This window comes from Streptomyces iconiensis, assembly GCF_028657195.3.
Classification (GTDB): Bacteria; Actinomycetota; Actinomycetes; order Streptomycetales; family Streptomycetaceae; genus Streptomyces; species Streptomyces iconiensis.
The window spans coordinates 162,622-178,885 of sequence record NZ_JANCPR020000004.1 but is presented as its reverse complement, the minus strand read 5'-3'; the positions used below and the strand labels follow the sequence as shown (position 1 = coordinate 178,885).

Annotated in this window: 17 protein-coding genes and 1 pseudogene; 7 read left to right on the top strand and 11 right to left on the bottom strand. The window is 72.0% G+C overall.

Annotated features, from left to right (window positions below):
* Positions 1-108: 108 nt before the first annotated feature.
* On the top strand, positions 109-957 hold the full coding sequence (locus tag NMN56_RS05315) for an SAM-dependent methyltransferase (protein WP_274039203.1): 849 nt from the start codon (positions 109-111) through the stop codon (positions 955-957).
* A gap of 52 nt (positions 958-1,009) precedes the next feature.
* On the opposite strand, the gene NMN56_RS05310 is transcribed toward NMN56_RS05315, so the two are convergent.
* From NMN56_RS05310 to NMN56_RS05295, 4 genes are all read right to left on the bottom strand, one after another.
* The gene (locus NMN56_RS05310) at positions 1,010-1,675 is read right to left on the bottom strand and encodes a response regulator transcription factor (protein WP_274039202.1); all 666 of its coding nucleotides are present in this window, start codon (positions 1,673-1,675) and stop codon (positions 1,010-1,012) included.
* On the bottom strand, positions 1,672-2,883 hold the full coding sequence (locus tag NMN56_RS05305) for a sensor histidine kinase (protein ID WP_274039201.1): 1,212 nt from the start codon (positions 2,881-2,883) through the stop codon (positions 1,672-1,674). The genes NMN56_RS05310 and NMN56_RS05305 overlap by 4 nt, the downstream gene beginning before the upstream one ends.
* Positions 2,884-2,885: 2 nt before the next feature.
* Positions 2,886-3,407 carry a hypothetical protein gene (locus tag NMN56_RS05300; RefSeq protein WP_274039200.1) on the bottom strand — a complete coding sequence of 174 codons (522 nt, stop codon included), beginning with the start codon at positions 3,405-3,407 and terminating at the stop codon, positions 2,886-2,888.
* Between the two features lie 88 nt (positions 3,408-3,495).
* Positions 3,496-4,659, bottom strand: a complete 1,164-nt coding sequence (locus NMN56_RS05295) for a PLP-dependent cysteine synthase family protein (protein WP_274039375.1) — start codon at positions 4,657-4,659, stop codon at positions 3,496-3,498.
* A gap of 124 nt (positions 4,660-4,783) precedes the next feature.
* Between NMN56_RS05295 and NMN56_RS05290 the strand changes: the two genes are divergently transcribed.
* Both NMN56_RS05290 and NMN56_RS05285 read left to right on the top strand, forming a co-directional pair.
* The gene (locus NMN56_RS05290; RefSeq protein ID WP_274039374.1) at positions 4,784-5,095 is read left to right on the top strand and encodes a hypothetical protein; all 312 of its coding nucleotides are present in this window, start codon (positions 4,784-4,786) and stop codon (positions 5,093-5,095) included.
* 147 nt (positions 5,096-5,242) lie between these two features.
* A complete protein-coding gene (locus NMN56_RS05285) occupies positions 5,243-5,779 on the top strand; it encodes an ATP-binding protein (RefSeq protein ID WP_274039373.1) in 537 nt (178 codons plus the stop codon).
* Positions 5,780-5,843: 64 nt separating this feature from the next.
* Here the strand turns inward: NMN56_RS05285 and NMN56_RS05280 are convergent, their stop codons facing one another.
* The 6 genes and pseudogenes from NMN56_RS05280 to NMN56_RS05255 all read right to left on the bottom strand — a co-directional run bounded on the left by NMN56_RS05280 (position 5,844) and on the right by NMN56_RS05255 (position 11,865).
* Complete coding sequence (locus NMN56_RS05280; protein ID WP_274039199.1) at positions 5,844-8,423, bottom strand: ABC transporter permease; 2,580 nt, start codon at positions 8,421-8,423, stop codon at positions 5,844-5,846.
* On the bottom strand, positions 8,420-9,166 hold the full coding sequence (locus NMN56_RS05275) for an ABC transporter ATP-binding protein (RefSeq protein WP_274039198.1): 747 nt from the start codon (positions 9,164-9,166) through the stop codon (positions 8,420-8,422). Before NMN56_RS05275 ends, NMN56_RS05280 begins: the two co-directional genes overlap by 4 nt.
* Entirely contained in the window at positions 9,163-9,525 is a 363-nt protein-coding gene (locus tag NMN56_RS05270) for an SHOCT domain-containing protein (protein ID WP_274039197.1), read from the bottom strand. The genes NMN56_RS05275 and NMN56_RS05270 overlap by 4 nt, the downstream gene beginning before the upstream one ends.
* 337 nt (positions 9,526-9,862) lie before the next feature.
* Positions 9,863-9,980: pseudogene (locus NMN56_RS05265) on the bottom strand (DNA-binding response regulator); the annotation flags it as partial.
* A 5-nt stretch (positions 9,981-9,985) separates the two neighbouring features.
* Positions 9,986-10,588: a GNAT family N-acetyltransferase gene (locus tag NMN56_RS05260; protein WP_274039196.1), complete on the bottom strand. Its 603-nt coding sequence runs from the start codon at positions 10,586-10,588 to the stop codon at positions 9,986-9,988.
* 44 nt (positions 10,589-10,632) lie between these two features.
* Complete coding sequence (locus NMN56_RS05255; protein WP_274039195.1) at positions 10,633-11,865, bottom strand: ROK family protein; 1,233 nt, start codon at positions 11,863-11,865, stop codon at positions 10,633-10,635.
* Between the two features lie 17 nt (positions 11,866-11,882).
* Between NMN56_RS05255 and NMN56_RS05250 the strand changes: the two genes are divergently transcribed.
* The 4 genes from NMN56_RS05250 (at position 11,883) to NMN56_RS05235 (ending at position 15,313) form a co-directional block, all read left to right on the top strand.
* Positions 11,883-13,121 (top strand): MFS transporter, encoded by a 1,239-nt coding sequence (locus NMN56_RS05250; RefSeq protein WP_274039194.1) that lies wholly within the window; start codon positions 11,883-11,885, stop codon positions 13,119-13,121.
* 97 nt (positions 13,122-13,218) lie between these two features.
* Positions 13,219-13,785, top strand: coding sequence for a hypothetical protein (locus tag NMN56_RS05245; RefSeq protein WP_274039193.1), 567 nt, complete (start codon positions 13,219-13,221; stop codon positions 13,783-13,785).
* 195 nt (positions 13,786-13,980) lie between these two features.
* A complete protein-coding gene (locus NMN56_RS05240; RefSeq protein ID WP_274039192.1) occupies positions 13,981-14,811 on the top strand; it encodes an alpha/beta fold hydrolase in 831 nt (276 codons plus the stop codon).
* 37 nt (positions 14,812-14,848) lie between these two features.
* The gene (locus NMN56_RS05235; protein WP_274039191.1) at positions 14,849-15,313 is read left to right on the top strand and encodes a DUF4442 domain-containing protein; all 465 of its coding nucleotides are present in this window, start codon (positions 14,849-14,851) and stop codon (positions 15,311-15,313) included.
* 266 nt (positions 15,314-15,579) lie between these two features.
* Here NMN56_RS05235 and NMN56_RS05230 read toward each other — a convergent pair whose 3' ends face one another.
* Positions 15,580-16,245, bottom strand: coding sequence for a response regulator (locus NMN56_RS05230; protein WP_274039190.1), 666 nt, complete (start codon positions 16,243-16,245; stop codon positions 15,580-15,582).
* Positions 16,246-16,264: the final 19 nt, after the last annotated feature.

Genomic DNA, 16,264 nt, shown 5'->3' with positions numbered 1-16,264 from the left:
CGCTCCTCGGCCGTTCGCTCACACGCATGTCCGGTTAGGCTTCGTCCCGTGCGGGGCGGGTCATCTGCCGTGTCACATAGCGGAGTTGCGGTCACAAGCGGAGGAAGTATGGCGCACAACAGCGGGGAGGCCGCCGGGCTCTACGAGTCCAGCGGTGCCGGACTGCGGACCGACGAGGCGCACTCGGCGCGCATGTACGACTATCTCCTCGGGGGCAAGGACAACTACCCCGCCGACCAGGAGGCCGCCGAGGCGGCGATGACGGCGTTCCCGACGCTGCGCACCGCGGCCCGCGAGAACCGCGCCTTCCTGGGCCGCGCCGTGCGCCACATCGTCGAGGAGACGGGCATCCGCCAGTTCCTCGACATCGGTTCGGGCCTGCCGACAGCGCACAACGTCCACCAGGTCGCCCAGCGCCATGACCCCGAATCGCGCGTCGTCTACGTCGACAACGATCCCATCGTCCTGGCACACGGCCGGGCGCTGCTGTCCACGGACGCGCGTACGACCGTCATCGAGACCGACATCCGGGACCCCCGCGCGATCGTCGAGCACCCCGAGACGAAGGCGCTGATCGACTTCGAGAAGCCGGTGGCCGTACTCGCGGTCGCCATCCTGCACTTCATAGCGGACGAGGAGGACCCGGGCGGGCTCGTCGCGCAGTTGCGCGACATCCTCGTTCCCGGCAGCGTGATCGTGCTCTCGCACGCGACGGCTGAGATCTCCCCCGAGACCGCACTCGGTGTCCAGGCCGCCTACCGCGCCCAGGGCGTACCGCTCACCCTGCGCGACCGTGCCGCCTTCGCCGAACTGTTCGCCGGCTTCGAACTCATCGAGCCGGGCATCCAGGTCGTCTCCGACTGGCGCCCGACGGTCCCCGAGTCCGAGCGCCCCTCGCACGCTGAGGTCTCCTGGTACGGCGGCATGGGCCGGCTGGTCCCGGGCCTGTCCGGGTAGCAGGCCGCCCGGTACGGGCCCGGCCGCCGTCGCGGCCGGCCCGTACCGGAATTCAGGCCAGGCCGGCCTCGATGGCGCGGCGGACGGCGTCGGCACGGTCGCGGATGTCCGCCTTGGCGAACAGGTTGTTGATGTGGGTCTTGACCGTGGCCTCGCTGATGAAGAGCTTCTCGGCGATGCCCCGGTTGGGCAGGCCCTGGCCGATCAGCGTGAGCACCTCGCGTTCGCGGGGTGTGAGATCCCCGGGCAGGGACTGTCCCGGCACCGGCGCCCGGGTCCTGACGGTGGCGAGCAGCCGGTCCTGGACCTCGCGGTCGAGCACGGACTGCCCGGCGGCAGCGGCCCTGATCGCCCGGACGATGTCCCGGCGCCCCGCGTTCTTCGTCAGATAGCCGTGCGCGCCCGCGCTCAGCGCGCGCAGGATCGAGTCCTCGTCGGCGAAGGTGGTCAGTACGACCACCGCAACCTCCGGGTGTTCCTCGCCCAGCCGGCGGGTTGCCTCGATCCCGTCCAGCACGGGCATTCTCAGGTCCATCAGCACCACGTCGACCGGCCCGGCCGAGGTGGCCGCCAGCACCTCGCTTCCGTCGGCGGCGGTGGCGACGACGTCGATGTCCTCTGACAGCCCGAGCACCATGGCGAGCGGCTCACGGACCGCGGCCTGATCGTCGGCGACGACCACCCTCAACCTCTGGGCCTCTCCGGTCTGCTCGCTCATCCCGGGATCACCGCCTCCACCCGCCAGCCGCCCTGGTCCTGTCCCTCGGTGACCGGTCCCGCCGTGACGGTTCCGTCCAGCAGGGCGACGCGTTCGCGCATTCCGATCAGCCCCATCCCGCTGCCCGCACCCGCCTTCGCCGTACGGGCGGCGGGGCCGTTGCTGACCCGCAGTGTGGTCGACGCGGCAGCGAACTCCAGTTCCACGCGCACCTCGCCCCCGGGAGCGTACCGAGCCGCGTTGGTCAGCGCCTCCTGGGCGATCCGCAACAGATTCCGGGTCACATGGACCGGCACGTCACGGACGGTTCCGGTGACGGTGAGCGCGTCGCGGTGGCCCGACGATTCGAGCATCGCGCTCAGGCTCTCCCGCAGCGGCAGCGCGTCCTCGCGCAGCTCGTGCACGGTCCACTGCGCCTGTTTCAGGCTCTCCTTGACCAGGCCGTGCGCCTTGTCGTTGACCTCCCTGACCTTTTCCAGGTCACCGGTGTCGAGCAGCGCGTCGGCAAGCTCCAGCTGCATGTTGATCCCGGCCAGCGAGTGCGCCAGTACGTCGTGCACGTCCCGCGCTATCCGGCCGCGCTCGGCCAGCACGGCGCTGCGGGCCTCGGCCCGGGCGGCGCGCTCGGCCGACTCGGCCGCCGCGAGCGCCGACCGTACGGCCCTGTCCTGACTCCGGTTGACGATCCCGATCAGGACCGGGGCGCCGGCGACGAAGCCGACCACCGCGGGCAGCATGTGGTGACCAGGCCCGAGGTGGAAGAACAGCACGCCGCCGCAGAGCAGACTGCACAGCCCCGCGATGACGAGCGCCGGCCGGGTGCCGAGGCGGTATCCGGTGTGACCGGCGAGGTAGAAGGCGAACAGGTAGCCCGTCCCGCTGCGGCTGACGCCGATGAGGGCCGCCGCGGCGAGCACGCCGAGTGCCAGCCAGGCGATGGCGAGAGGCTGGGGAACCTTGTGCACGGGCAGGCCCCGGGCCAGCAGCGCCGCGGAGTTGATCACAAGGAGGAGGGCGACGGCCAGCCCACGGCCGCTGACGTCCAGTGGCCGGATCGTCAGGACGCCGACGGCGATGACCGCGAGGGTCAGTACCCACTGCACGCGCGGGTCCTGCCCGGGAACGGGCCGCGGACCGGCGCCCTTCGTCCCGGCACGCGCGGAGCGCGGAGAGCTTTCTGCAGCGGGCACCGGCAGAACATACCCCATGGTCAGGCCGCACGGTCGACGGCGGGGACGGGGCGGCTCACCGTCCGGGTCCGGCTCCGTACGAAGATCGTGGCCAGCCTCGTGACCACTTCGGTGAGCGCCATCAGCACGAACGCCGCCACCCATGCCTGGCTGCTGGTGATGTGGTGCGTCACGCTGAACCGGGCCACGTCGTCGGCGCCGCCGTGCTCGGTCCACAGCTGGAACGCCATCCGCGCCCCCACGCCCAGCACCCACAGGATGGCCGACACCGCACCGGCCTTGATCAGGAGGTGCTCGCCGACTGCCCGGATCCGGGTGTAGATCCCCCCGGCGACACCGAGCACGGCTCCCACGCCCACCAGCGCCGCGATCAGCACCAGGTCGTTCCCCGCTGTGGGGATGCCGTCCAGGTACGAGTAAGCCACGTACCCCACGATCCCCAACGGGATCAGAAAGGTCTTGAGGTCGATTCGCCCTTCCCGCAGCTGCCGGAAGACGACGAGAACCAGGGCGATGTCGGTGATCCACTCTGTCGTTGTCATGCGCCCAAGGCTGCTGCGATCCGGGGCACGGCGCCTGGACCCACGGGTGGAACAGAGGGTGGAGTTCCGTCCTCCCGGTTCCAGGACCCTAGGGCCGCTCCCCCACCGGGCCGGGCCACTCCCCCGTCGCGAGGAACCGCTCGATGGTGCGCGCGTACGGCGTGATGTCCAGGCCCTGTTCGGCGAGCCAGCTGTCCGCGTAGTACTTGTCGAGGTAGCGGTCGCCCGGGTCGCACAGCAGGGTGACGACGCTGCCGGTCTCGCCGTGTGCCAGCATCTCGGCGACGATCTTGAAGGCGCTCCACAGTCCTGTGCCGGTGGAGCCGCCTGCCTTCTTGCCGATGGCCCCTTCCAGCGCGCGCACGGCGGCGACGCTGGCGGCGTCCGGGACCTTCATCATCCGGTCGATCGCGCCGGTCACGAAGCTCGGCTCCATCCGGGGCCTGCCGATGCCCTCGATACGGGAGGCCGTCTCGCTGGTGGCGTGCGGGTCCCCGCTGGTCCAGCCGTCGAAGAAGCAGGAGTTCTCCGGGTCGGGCACGCACACGCGGGTGTCGAACTGCATGTAGTGGATGTAGCGCGCGAACGTCGCCGAGGTGCCGCCCGTGCCCGCTGTGGCGACGATCCAGGACGGCTCGGGATGGCGCTCCCCGCGCAGCTGCTGATAGACGGACTCGGCGATGTTGTTGTTGCCGCGCCAGTCCGTGGCCCGTTCCGCGTAGGTGAACTGGTCCATGAAGTGGCCGCCGCTCTCCTCAGCGAGCGCCGCCGAGACCTCGTACACCGTGCCCGGCTCGTCCACGAAGTGGCACCGCCCGCCGTGGAACTCGATCAGCCGGGTCTTCTCGGGGCTCGTCGTGCGGGGCATCACCGCGATGAAGGGCACACCGATCAGCTGGGCGAAGTACGCCTCGCTGACGGCCGTCGATCCGCTGGACGCCTCGATGACGGGCCTGCCGGGCCTTATCCAGCCGTTGCACAGCGCGTACAGGAAGAGCGAGCGCGCCAGCCGGTGCTTGAGGCTGCCGGTCGAGTGGGTCGACTCGTCCTTGAGATAGAGATCGACGCCCCACTCCTCGGGGAGGGGGAAGGCGAGCAGATGCGTGTCGGCGCTGCGACCGCTCTCGGCCCTGACCTTGCGCACCGCCTCCTTCAGCCAGCTCCGGTAGGCGGGATCACTGCGGTCCACGTCAGCGGTCGGGAGTGCAGTGGCGGGAGAGGCGGGTTCGGTGGTGCTCACGAAGCCGATCATAGAGGCGCACTGGTAGACGGGCGCGGACACGGGCATGCTCAGGCCAGGGGTACGGCCCTTCCGGGGTGTATGGGGACGGCTCGGGGGTACCCCTGCTGGGACGATCCGGTGGGAGGCGGTTGTGGTGACGGAGCCGGAGTTCGACGCGAAGGGGGTCCGGATACGCCGGATGCTTCGCTCACTCACCCGGGCCGGTCATGTGCTGGTACGGGACGGCCAGCTGGTCCTGATGACCAGTTACGGCAGTGAGATCGACAGCGCGCCGGTGGACCGGGTCCGCGTCAGTGGATACGGCCCGGGGGGCCAGGCACTGGCCAGGCTCGGGGACAACCGCTATCTGCTGCGGTTCGCGCTCGGACACCGTGAGGGGCTCCTGTCCGCGATCCGCACGGCCCGTGCCAAGGCAGCCGCCGAACGGGGCGTACTCGGGCGGTGAATCCGGGCCCGTCCCGCGTTTGCCGCGCCGCTCGACCGCTCTCATGCTGGAACTGTCGCGTACGTCACATGTGATCCGCTCCCCGCCCTCCGGGCAGGCCCTCGTCAGGGAGTCACAGCCGTGATCAGTCCACCGAGCAGCACGAGCATCAACACCATGCCGGGAAGGCACTGCGCCGTGGAGTTCCAGGCGCTGCCCTCGCGGATCGGACAGGTTCGCAGAATCATCTCGGCGCAGCTGCGGTACTGGCGCCTCGACCCCCTCATCGACGCCGCGGCGCTCGGTGTCACGGAACTGCTGGCCAATGTGCACCGGCACGCCAACAGCCCCGAGGGCTGCGGTGACAAGCACTGCACGGTCGAGCTCGCCTTCGTCTGGGACAGATTGACGGTCTCGGTGCACGATCACGATCCCCGGCTGCCCAGCGTGCGTTCGCGGCCCGAGGACAGGATGGCGACGAGCGGACGCGGCCTCGCGCTGGTCGCGGCCGTCAGCGACAGCTGGGGGATGCGGGCGCAGCACGACGGTTCGGGCAAGACCGTCTGGTTCTCGCTGCCCGCCGTCTTCTCGGCTCCACGCCACCGCACGGCGCCCGCACCCGAGGTGAGCGCGCCGTGCACGGCCGGAGAGACGACGGCTGCCGCTCCCCAGGAGCGGCAGCCTCATGCTTCGTCGGCCGTCTGACCACGGGCAACGGCTGGGCGAGGCCACGGCGCGCGCTGCCGGCAGGCCGGCGCGCGCCGTGGTGTCATTCGGTGGCGATCGCCCGCAGCAGGTCCAGCCTCGCTGCCCTGCGTGCGGGTCGCCAGCCTGCCGCGAGCCCGGCGGCGACGCCCACGAGGGCGACGACGGTGAGCTGGAGCGGCGGCAGGTTGAGGACGCTCATCCCCCTGCTGTCGGTCGCCCTGACCAGCGCCCAGCCGAGGAAGCCGCCCAGGCCAAGACCGCCCGCCGTACCGAAGGCGGCGATGAGCACGGACTCCCAGCGGACCATCGCCCGCAGCTGCGCCCTGGTCTGCCCGACGGAGCGCAGCAGGCCGAGTTCGCGGGTGCGCTCGTGGAGGGCGAGGGTGAGCGTGTTGGCGATGCCGAGCAGCGCGATGAGCACGGCGAGGGCCAGCAGCGCGTAGACGAGCGTGAGCATCATGTCGATGCCACCTGCGGCTGACTGCGCGTACTCCTCGCGGGTCTGCACATCGGGCTTGCCGTAGCGCTCGGCGACCGCGGCGACGGCCGCCTCCCCCTTCTCCTGGGAGACGCCCTCCTTGAAGGCGACGGACAGCAGGCGGTCGGCGTTCTGGGAGCGGTGCGGGTCCCATGCCTCGTGGGTGACGACGTAGTCGCCTGTCAGCTCGCCCGTCTCGAAGACGGCGCGGACGGTGAACGTCTTCTCCTTGCCGTCGGTGAAGGCGAGCCTGGCCGTCGAGCCCGGCTTCCAGCCGTGCTCCTGCGCCCTGGTCCCGGAGACGGCGATGCCGTCGCCGCCGAGGCGTGCGAGGGAGCCGTCGACCTTGCCCAGGTTCATCACGCGGGGGAGCTTCGCGGGATCGGTGACGGTCAGCTCCTGGCCCGTGCCGTCGATCCGGGCCACGCCCTGGCCGAGCCCGAGCGACGTCTCGACCTCGGGCAGCTTCTGCACGGCGGGGCCGAGACGCGGACTCAGGCCGCTGCCGCCCCCGCCGAAGCCCGGTGTGCTGACGGCGACGTCGCCCGCGAAGTTACGGGCCACGGTCTCGTCCATGGTGGCCTTCAGCGAGGAGGCGAAGACCGTGAAGAGCGAGACCACGGCGACGCCGATCATCAGAGCTGTCGCGGTGGCGGCCGTGCGCTTGGGGCTGCGCAGCGCGTTGCGCCGGGCGAGTACGCCGGTGAGCCCCCGTGCCGTTGCCACGGGCGCACCCAGCACCCGTACGGCGAACGAGGAGGCTACAGGCCCCAGCACGATGAACGCCGCGAGTACGGCGACGGCTCCCGTGGCGGTCAGCGGCACCGACCTGGTGCCGGATGCGGCGCCCACGGCGGCGAGCGCGATGCCCCCCGCACCCAGCAGTACGCCGGTGAGGGCGCGGGCCCGCGAGACGCGGGTGGTCTCGGCCGCCGTCTCACGCAGCGCCGCCAGCGGTGCCGTTCGTCCCGCGCGTACGGCGGGCAGCAGCGCGGAGGCGAGGCACACCACGACGCCGACGGCGAGCGGCAGCAGCATGGACAGGGAGCTGATCACCAACGAGCCCTCGGGGAACGGGAACCCGATCGCCGGGAAGAGCGCCTGGAGCCCCGCCGCGATACCGATTCCCACGCCGAGTCCCACGGCCGAGGCGACGGCGCCGACGACGGTCGCCTCGGTGAGCGTCGTCCCGAGCACCTGCCGCCGTGAGGCGCCCAGTGCGCGCAGGAGGGCGTTCTCACGGGTGCGCTGGGCCACGACGATCGCGAAGGTGTTGTGGATCGAGAAGATCGCGACGAGCAGCGCGACCCCGGAGAACACCAGCAGCAGGCTGGTGAAGAGGGTCAGGAACTGTCCCGAGAGGTTCTCCAGGTTCTCGTCCGCCGCCTGGTCACCCGTGATGGCCTCGACGCCGCCGGGCAGCGCGGGCTCCAGCCGGTCGGCGAGCTGTTGCTGGCTGACGCCGTCGTCGGCGCGTACACGCAGGGAGGCGGCCATGCCGGTCTCGGGCATGAGGTACTTCTCCGCGTCGGCGCGGGTCATGCCGGTGAACGTGGTCTCCGCCATGCCGTCCTCGCCGCCGAAGGTGGCGAGTCCGACGATCCGCACCTTGAGCGGGTCCGGCGTACGCAGGGTGATGGTGTCGCCGACCTTGAGCTTCCCGGTCTCGGCCGCGCCCCTGTTGATGACGACTTCACCGTGCGCGCGGGGCGCGTGGCCCTCGGCCAACTCGTACGGGTTGAGGCGGGAGTCGGCGATCCAGTTGCCCGCCGTGGTGGGCGGGCCCTCGCCTCCCACGGGCTCACCGTCCGAGCCGACGAGCTGGCCCGAGCCCTCGACGCTGGGCTCGGTGGCTGCGACGCCCTCGGTTGCCCGTACGGCCTTGAGGCTCTTGTCCACCCGCAGCGGGCTGCGGGTGCCCATGGCGTCGTCGGAGGTGGTGATGGCGCTCTCGCTGCGCACGACGGCGTCGGTGCCGCTGGTCGCGTTGCCGAACATCGAGTCGAAGCTCGCGCGGAGCGTGTCGCCCATGACGAGCGTGCCCGCGAGGAAGGAGACGCCGAGCAGTACGGCGGAGAACGTCCCGGCGAAGCGGCGCTTGTGGGTGCGCAGCGAGGCGAAGCTGATCCGCAGCGCCGTGCGGGCGCTGCCGTCGGCACTCATGTGACGGCCCCCGCACGGTCGTAGGACTTGAGCCGGTCCAGTACGCGCTCCGCTGTGGGCTCCTCCATGCGCCCGGCGAGGCGTCCGTCGGCGAGGAAGACCACCTCGTCGGCGTGTGCTGCCGCGACCGGGTCGTGGGTGACCATCACGACCGTACGGCCCATCTGCCGTACCGCGCGGCCGAGCAGCCCGAGCACCTCTTCTCCCGAACGCGAGTCGAGGTTGCCTGTGGGCTCGTCAGCGAAGACGACCTCGGGCCGGCCGGCGAAAGCGCGGGCCACGGCGACGCGTTGCTGCTGGCCGCCGGAGAGTTCGGCCGGCCTGTGGTGCAGCCGGTCGCGGAGCCCGACGACGTCGATGAGCGCGTCGGTCCACTCCCGGTCGGGGCTGCCCCCGGCGAGGTCCTGCGGGAGGGTGATGTTCTCCGCGACGGTGAGGGTCGGCAGCAGGTTGAACGCCTGGAAGACGAACCCGACCCGCTCGCGGCGCAGCAGCGTGAGCTTCTTGTCGCCCAGCGAGCCCAGTTCGGTTCCGCCGATGTGGGCCTCGCCAGAGGTGAGGGTGTCGAGCCCCGCCGCACAGTGCATCAGGGTCGACTTGCCGGACCCGGAGGGGCCCATGATCGCGGTGAACCGCCCCGCCGTGAAGCCGAGGGTGACACCGTCCAGTGCGCGTACCTCCGTGTCACCGCTGCCGTAGACCTTCACGGCAGCGGTGACACGGGCTGCGGACGTGCCGCTCATCGGGCGCCGTCCGCTGAGTCGCCGGTGCCGTCATAACGTTCCCGCACGCTCTCGTTCAGCACGGAGTAGCGCCGCCAGTACTCGTCCTCGTCGATCTCGCCCTTCGCGAAGCGGCGGTCCAGGAGACCGAGCGGCGTCTCCGCGCCCTGCGGCGGGCCCTGCCCCGGCCGGCTACCCGCCTGCGGCGGCCCCCAGGGCCCGCGCGGCCCGCGCCCTCCGGGGCCTGCGCCCCGGCCTCGCCACACGGTGCGGCGCAGCACATAGATCCCGCCGCCGATGACGGCGGCCCAGATGAGCGGAAAGAACAGGACCCAGGGTCCGGGGCCCCCGCCGTTGTGCCATTGCGCCAGTGTTTCCACGGTTCTCATCTCCTCGGTAGCGGTGCGCTGTGTCACTACCGAGAGTGGCCGCCAGGGGGTGCCCCGGTCGTCGTACGGCCAGCGGCACTACGGCTACCCCGGAGGGAGTACGCGGGCGTCCTGGCGCTGCTCCGCGGGGTCCCGGCCGGGGTGCCGGTGAGGTGCCGGTGAGGTGTCGAGGGGGGTTCCGCGCGGTCCTGCTGAGGTCCTTGCGCGTGTCCGCGCGGGGGCTTCGTCCGTACCGCCCGCGTGCTCAGTTGCGGGCCACCACGAGGCCGGCTCACAGGCGACGACGGCGGCGCCCGTGGCATCGAGGGTGCGGGAGACGCCTCGCCGACCAGCTCGCGCGTGAGGGAGGGCGACAGCAGCGCGTCACCGCGTGCGGCGGTACGGACGGCGTGCGGGAGGTCGGCGGGTTCGATGTCCTTGACGAGGAAACCGCGGGCCCCGGCCCGCGCGCTCACACGTCGCGGCGCATGCACACGCGGGGCCACCGGTCGAGGCCGTGCTCCTTCTCCGCTCGCCTGATCTCCCGCAGCCCCGGGGTGAGTTCGTGGTCGGCGAGGCCGCGGAAGCCGAGGCGCTCGTAGTACGGCGCGTTCCACGGCACCTCGGCGAACGTGGTGAGGGTCAGCCCCGGCGCCCCCACGGTGCGCGCCCGTGCGGCGAGGTGCTCGATGAGGGCCCGGCCGATGCCGCGCCGGGCGCTGTCGGGGTGCACCGAGATCTGCTCGATGTGCAGACAGTCGTCGACCGCTTCCACGAGGGCGTACGCGACGGGCTCCCCCGCCGCCCCCACTCGGGCTTCCCCCGCAGCCCCGGCACCCTCGGCTTCCCCCGCACCTCCGGCGTCCCGAGTGTCCCGGGTGTCCCCGCCGTCCTCCGTGCCCGGAGTGACGACCCACAGACCGCCGGTCCGCTCGTAACCGCGCAGTGTCTCCAGAGACGGCGGGTCGTCCTCCGCTATCTCCTCCATCCCCACGTCCCGGAACCAGCGTCCCGCCGCCCGCTCGATTTCCTGGAGAACCGCGAGTTCGTCGCGGCCACCCACTCTGATATGCATGCCTCCATCATCCCAGTGGCCCGCCGCGGCGGGCCACTCACCCGTCAGCCGCCGAGTGTCCCGAGAGGGTCGTCGAGCACCGGCTGCCAGGCGAGTTCGGCGGCGCCGACCAGCGAGCTGTGGGAGAGGGTGCTGGGGAGTACGGGCACGCTGCCGCTGCGCCCCCACAGGCTGCGGTCGGCCACGACGCCGCGCAGCCGTTCGCCGTCGGCCTCCACCAGGGCGCGGTGGAGCCCGGCCAGGACGACGCGGTCGGGGTTGAGGATGTTGACGAGCCCGGCGAGGCCGAGGCCGAGTCGGTCGATGAGGAGCCCGGTGGCCTCGCGCACGGCGGGGTCCGTGCCGTACTCGTCGCGGATGAGGTCCTCGGCCTGCCGCAGGAGCGAGGCTTCGGGGCCGGGTTCGCGCCCCGCCGCCGCGAGCAGCGCCGAGGGGTCGGTCTCGACGTCGAGGCAGCCGCGGCTGCCGCAGTGGCACGGGCGGCCCCCCGGTTCGATCGTCAGGTGGCCCACCTCCATGGCGAGCCCCGAACTCCCGGTGTGCAGGCGCCCGTCGAGCACCAGCGCGCCGCCCACACCGTGGTGCCCCGTACCGACGACGAGGAGGTGGCGTGCCCCGCGTCCGGCACCGTGGCGGTGCTCGGCGAGGGCCGCGGCGTTGAGGTCGTTGGCCGCGAACCCGGTGACGGGCGGGGCACCCGAGGGGCCGGGTACACCGGCGCCCGCGAGGCAGTCGCGGAAGGTGTCGAGCACGGGTGCGCCCGCCTCCCACGCGAGGTGCAGCGGGTTGAGCGCCGTTCCCTCCGGCTCGGCCACGGCCGAGGGCACGGCGAGCCCGGCGCCGACGCAGCGGCGCCCCGTTCCCCGCAGCAACTCGGCGCCGGCGCCCACCACTTCGCTGATCACCTGCGCCGGGTCGGCGTCCACGGTGCCGCATCCTGGTGCCGTGGCGACGATGCGCCCGCCGAGCCCGACGAGCGCGGCGCGGTAACCGTCCGCGTGCACCTGCGCTGCCAGCACCACGGGTCCCGAGGGGTTGACGGCGAGCCGGTGCGAGGGACGTCCCTGGGTACCGACGGGCGCCGTGGGGTGGGCGTCGACGGTGATGAGTCCGAGGGTCTCCAGTTCGGCGGCCACCGCTCCCGCGGTCGCACGGGTCACGCCCAGCTCGGCGGTGAGCACGGCGCGGGTGGGCGCCTGCCCCGTGTGCACGAGCTCCAGTGCGGGACCGAGCGCCGAACGCCCTCTCTCCAGCCTTGTTGTACGTGTCTGGGTCACGGCCCTATTCTCTCTTTGTGCCGACACTAAACAAAATACGGTCGGCGCTCGCCGGCGCGAAGGGGCGCGGCAGCCGGACACCAGCCGCTCCCCCTCCCCCGGACCTGCGCCGTTTCCGCGCCGCACTCACCACGTTCTTCGCGCTCGACGGCTTCATCTTCGCCGGATGGGTCGTCCGTATCCCCGCCGTCAAGGAACAGACCGGAGCCTCGGCCAGCGCGCTCGGCCTCGCACTCCTCGGGGTCTCGGCCGGAGCCGTCGCCACGATGATGCTGACCGGGCGCCTGTGCGCCCGCTTCGGCAACCAACCTGTCGTCCTCGCCTCGGGATTCCTGCTGCCGCTGAGCGTCGCACTGCCGCCGCTCACCCACTCCGCGCTCGCGCTGGGACTCGTCCTGCTGGTCTTCGGCGCCGCGTACGGAGGGATGAGCGTCGCACTCAACAGCGCGGCCGTCGACCTCATCGCCGCGCTGCGCCGCCCCGTGATGCCCGGCTTCCACGCCGCGTTCAGCCTCGGCGGCATGCTCGGCGCCGGGCTGGGCGGCCTCCTCGCCGGGCACCTCTCCCCCACCCGCCACCTGCTGCTGCTCACGCTCGCGGGGCTGGCGGTCGCCGCGCTCGCAGCCAGGCCGCTGCTCCGCTACGACCTGCGCCCTGCCCCGCGCACAGGGCACCGGGAGGGCGAGGCCGTACCCACGGGCAGGGCACGCCAACTGGTCGCCGTGCTCGGCCTGATCGCCCTGTGCACCGCGTACGGGGAAGGCGCGCTGGCCGACTGGAGCGCGCTGCACCTGACCGACGACCTCGGCGCGAGCGCGGGTGTGGCCGCCGCCGGATACTCGGTGTTCGCCGGCGCGATGACCATCGGCCGGTTGTCCGGCACGACACTGGTCGAACGGCTCGGACCAGGCCGGGTCCTCATCGCCGGCGGCGCGCTCGGCTGCGCCGGGATGCTGCTGGGCTCCCTCGCGCCCTCGGTATGGCTGGCGCTGGCCGGCTTCGTGCTCACGGGGCTCGGCCTGGCGAACGTCTTCCCCATCGCCATCGGCAGAGCGGGAGACCTCGCCGGTCCCGGCGGTGTCGCCGCGGCCTCCACGTTCGGCTACGGCGGCATCCTGCTCGGCCCGGTCGCCATCGGCTTCCTCGCCGACTGGTTCTCGCTGACGACCGCGATGCTGACGGTCGCCGTACTCGCCGCCTTCGCCTCCCTCACCGCCTGGGCGTCCCGGCACGCCGTACTCCCCGAAAAGGGCTGATCCCCCAGGGGGAGGCCGGCCGTGAGCGCCGCCCTCCCCCTCGGCGGGGCGCCCTCAGCCCGTCAGCGCGCCGCGGGTCCCGTATACGGTCGGAGCCATGAACACGGGGTCCGAAGACATCAGGAAAGTGTCGGACGAGGCGCTGCGCGCTGCGACCTCGCGTGACTGGGACGGCTGGTTCGCGCTGCTCGACGCCTGGGGTGCCGGGCGGCGGAGCCATACGCAGATCGCCACCCACCTGCGCGAGGAACACGGCGTCAACGGCTGGCACGCGCAGTCCATCGCCGTCGGCTACCAGCGCGAGCGCGGTATGCGCGCGCCAGGACAGCAGTCCGACGGCGACTTCAAGTCCACGGCGAGCAAGACCGTCGGCGCGTCGGCCGAGCGCGTGAGCGAAGCCTTCACCTCGTCGGACATACGGGAACGCTGGCTGCCCGGCGCCGGGTTCACCGTACGGAGCGGACGCCCCGGCAGGACCCTGTCGGCCGACTGGGGCGAGGACGGCGCGGGCGGCAGGATCTCGGTCTTCCTCACCCCCAAGTCCGAGACCAGGACCCAGATCTCCCTCTCGCACGGCAAGCTGCCTGACACGGAGGCCGTCGAGCACCACAAGGCGTTCTGGCGAGAGGCGCTCGGCAGGCTGAAGGCCGAGCTGGAGTCGTAGGAACCTCCACCGTCCCCCACCGCACACCGCACACCGCACACCGCACACCGCACACCGCACACCGCACACCGCACACCGCACACCGCACACGGGGAGCCTCGCCCATGCCTCCCCCACTCGCCCCTGGCCAGAATCCATCGTTTGCTGTCACTCCAGCCAGTGGTACGGCGGGCACTCCCTCCGCAGAGTGGACGCATGAACGACGTATGGACCCTGGACCGCACCTACGAAAGCACTCACGGAACCGTGCACTGGGCCACGCTCGGTGACCCCGGGCAGCCGCCCGTCGTCCTGCTGCACGGCACGCCCTGGTCCTCCTACACCTGGCGCGGTGTCGCGCGCGCCCTCGCCGCCGAACACCACGTCCACGTATGGGACATGCCCGGTTACGGCGCCTCGGCGAAGTACGAGGGGCAGGACGTCTCGCTGGCTGCGCAGGGCCGGCTGTTCGCCGAGTTGCTGGAGCACTGGGGCCTGGAGCGGCCGGCGGTCCTGGCGCACGACTTCGGTGGCGCCGTGGCGCTGCGGGCGCATCTGCTGCACGGCGCCGCATACGACAGGCTCGCACTCGTGGACGTCGTCGCCCTGGCCCCCTGGGGCTCGCCCACCTACCGGCTGCTGGGCGGGAACGCCGACGTCTTCAGCGAGCTGCCCGCCGACCTGCACCGCGCGCTCGTACGCGAGTACGTGTCCTCCGTCGGCGGTCCCGGACTGCGCGAGGGCGTGGTCGACCGGCTGGCCGAACCCTGGCTGGGAAAGCACGGACAGCCCGCCTTCTACCGCCAGATCGCGCAGAACGACCAGCGGTGGACCGACGAGATCGAGGGACGCTACGGGGAGCTGGCGATGCCCGTCCTCGTCTGCTGGGGCGACGACGACCGCTGGATCCCCGTGGACCGCGCGCACCAGCTGGCGGACATGATCCCCGGAGCGCTGCTCCATGTGCTCCCCGGCGCCGGTCACTTGGCACAGGAGGACGCACCGGCCGAGCTGACGTCCGTGCTGGAACGCTTTCTCCGCGAGTAGGTTACCCACGGGTAATAAACATGGTAGCTTCCGGGCCATGGCAACAACGCTCCGCACGCCCAAGGGGCTGCTCCGCGCCATGGCCTGGTGGCCGCCGTACCGCTTCGCCGGCATCCGGGTCCTCCACATCGCCGAGGACTGGAGCAGCGCACGCGTCCGCCTTCGCCTCGGCCGCTTCAACCGCAACTACTTCGGCACCCAGTTCGGCGGCTCGCTCTACTCCATGAGCGACCCCTTCTGGGTGCTACTGCTCGTCAACCGCCTCGGCCGCGACTACATCGTCTGGGACAAGGCCGGGGAGATCGAATACGTCGCTCCGGGCAGGGGCGACGTCTTCACGGAGTTCCACCTCGACGAGGACAGGATCGCGGAGATCCGCTCCGCGACCGCCGACGGTTCCAAGGCCCTCCCCTGGTTCGAGTCCACCGTCACCATGGCCGACGGCACCACCGTGGCCCGCGTACGCAAACAGCTCTACGTACGCCGCAAGCACGACAGGTAGTCCCGTGCACACCACCGCGGAGACGGCGCCCGTCCGCCGCTCCCACGCGGCACGTCCGCCCTACGCCCGCGGGCCCCGACCGGGACCCGGCCCCGGCCCCGGACCCGGACATGGACCCGGACATGGACCCGAGCCAGCGGGCAGGAGCACGAGCGACCGGGCCGACCGGGCCGACCGGGCCGACCGGGCCGACCGGGCCGACCGGGCCGACCGGGCCGACCGGGCCGACCGGGCCGACCGGGCCGACCGGGCCGACCGGGCAAGTCCTAGCCGAGCCAACCGGGGCGGACCAGGCCCGACTCGTAGGCGAGGACGACCAGTTGGGCACGGTCGCGTGCGCCGAGCTTGACCATCGTCCGGCTCACATGGGTCTTCGCGGTGAGCGGGGAGACGACGAGCCGCCGGGCGATCTCCTCGTTGGAGAGCCCGATCCCGACGAGCGCCATCACCTCCCGCTCCCGCTCGGTCAGTTCGCTGAGCCCCGCAAGCCCGGTGGGTTCCTTGGAGCGGGCGGCGAACTCCTCGATGAGCCGCCGGGTCACGCCAGGCGAGAGCAGCGCGTCCCCGTCGACAACGGCCCGTACGGCGCGGACCAGTTCATCGGGTTCGGTGTCCTTGACCAGGAACCCGGACGCACCGGAACGGATCGCCTCGAAGACGTACTCATCGAGCTCGAAGGTGGTCAGCATGACCACCCTCACCCCTTCGAGTGCGGCGTCGGAGGTGATGCGCCGCGTGGCGTCGAGGCCGTCGACCACGGGCATCCGGATGTCCATGAGCACGAGATCGGGGGCGAGTTCACGCACCAGCGTGACCGCCTGCTCCCCGTCAGCGGCCTCACCCGTGACCTCGATGTCGGGCTGCGCGTCGAGCAGCGCGCGGAACCCCGCGCGCACGAGTACCTGGTCGTCGGCGAGCAGTACGCGGATCACAGTGTCTCCTTCAGCGGCC

Coding starts and splice junctions, on each gene's coding strand:
- NMN56_RS05310 (WP_274039202.1), bottom strand. CDS start 1,675: ATGAGCGAGCAGACCGGAGAGGCCCAGAGGTTGAGGGTGGTCGTCGCC.
- NMN56_RS05305 (WP_274039201.1), bottom strand. CDS start 2,883: ATGGGGTATGTTCTGCCGGTGCCCGCTGCAGAAAGCTCTCCGCGCTCC.
- NMN56_RS05300 (WP_274039200.1), bottom strand. CDS start 3,407: ATGACAACGACAGAGTGGATCACCGACATCGCCCTGGTTCTCGTCGTC.
- NMN56_RS05235 (WP_274039191.1), top strand. CDS start 14,849: ATGGCAACAACGCTCCGCACGCCCAAGGGGCTGCTCCGCGCCATGGCC.
- NMN56_RS05280 (WP_274039199.1), bottom strand. CDS start 8,423: ATGAGTGCCGACGGCAGCGCCCGCACGGCGCTGCGGATCAGCTTCGCC.
- NMN56_RS05240 (WP_274039192.1), top strand. CDS start 13,981: ATGAACGACGTATGGACCCTGGACCGCACCTACGAAAGCACTCACGGA.
- NMN56_RS05275 (WP_274039198.1), bottom strand. CDS start 9,166: ATGAGCGGCACGTCCGCAGCCCGTGTCACCGCTGCCGTGAAGGTCTAC.
- NMN56_RS05295 (WP_274039375.1), bottom strand. CDS start 4,659: ATGATCGGCTTCGTGAGCACCACCGAACCCGCCTCTCCCGCCACTGCA.
- NMN56_RS05315 (WP_274039203.1), top strand. CDS start 109: ATGGCGCACAACAGCGGGGAGGCCGCCGGGCTCTACGAGTCCAGCGGT.
- NMN56_RS05245 (WP_274039193.1), top strand. CDS start 13,219: ATGAACACGGGGTCCGAAGACATCAGGAAAGTGTCGGACGAGGCGCTG.
- NMN56_RS05260 (WP_274039196.1), bottom strand. CDS start 10,588: ATGCATATCAGAGTGGGTGGCCGCGACGAACTCGCGGTTCTCCAGGAA.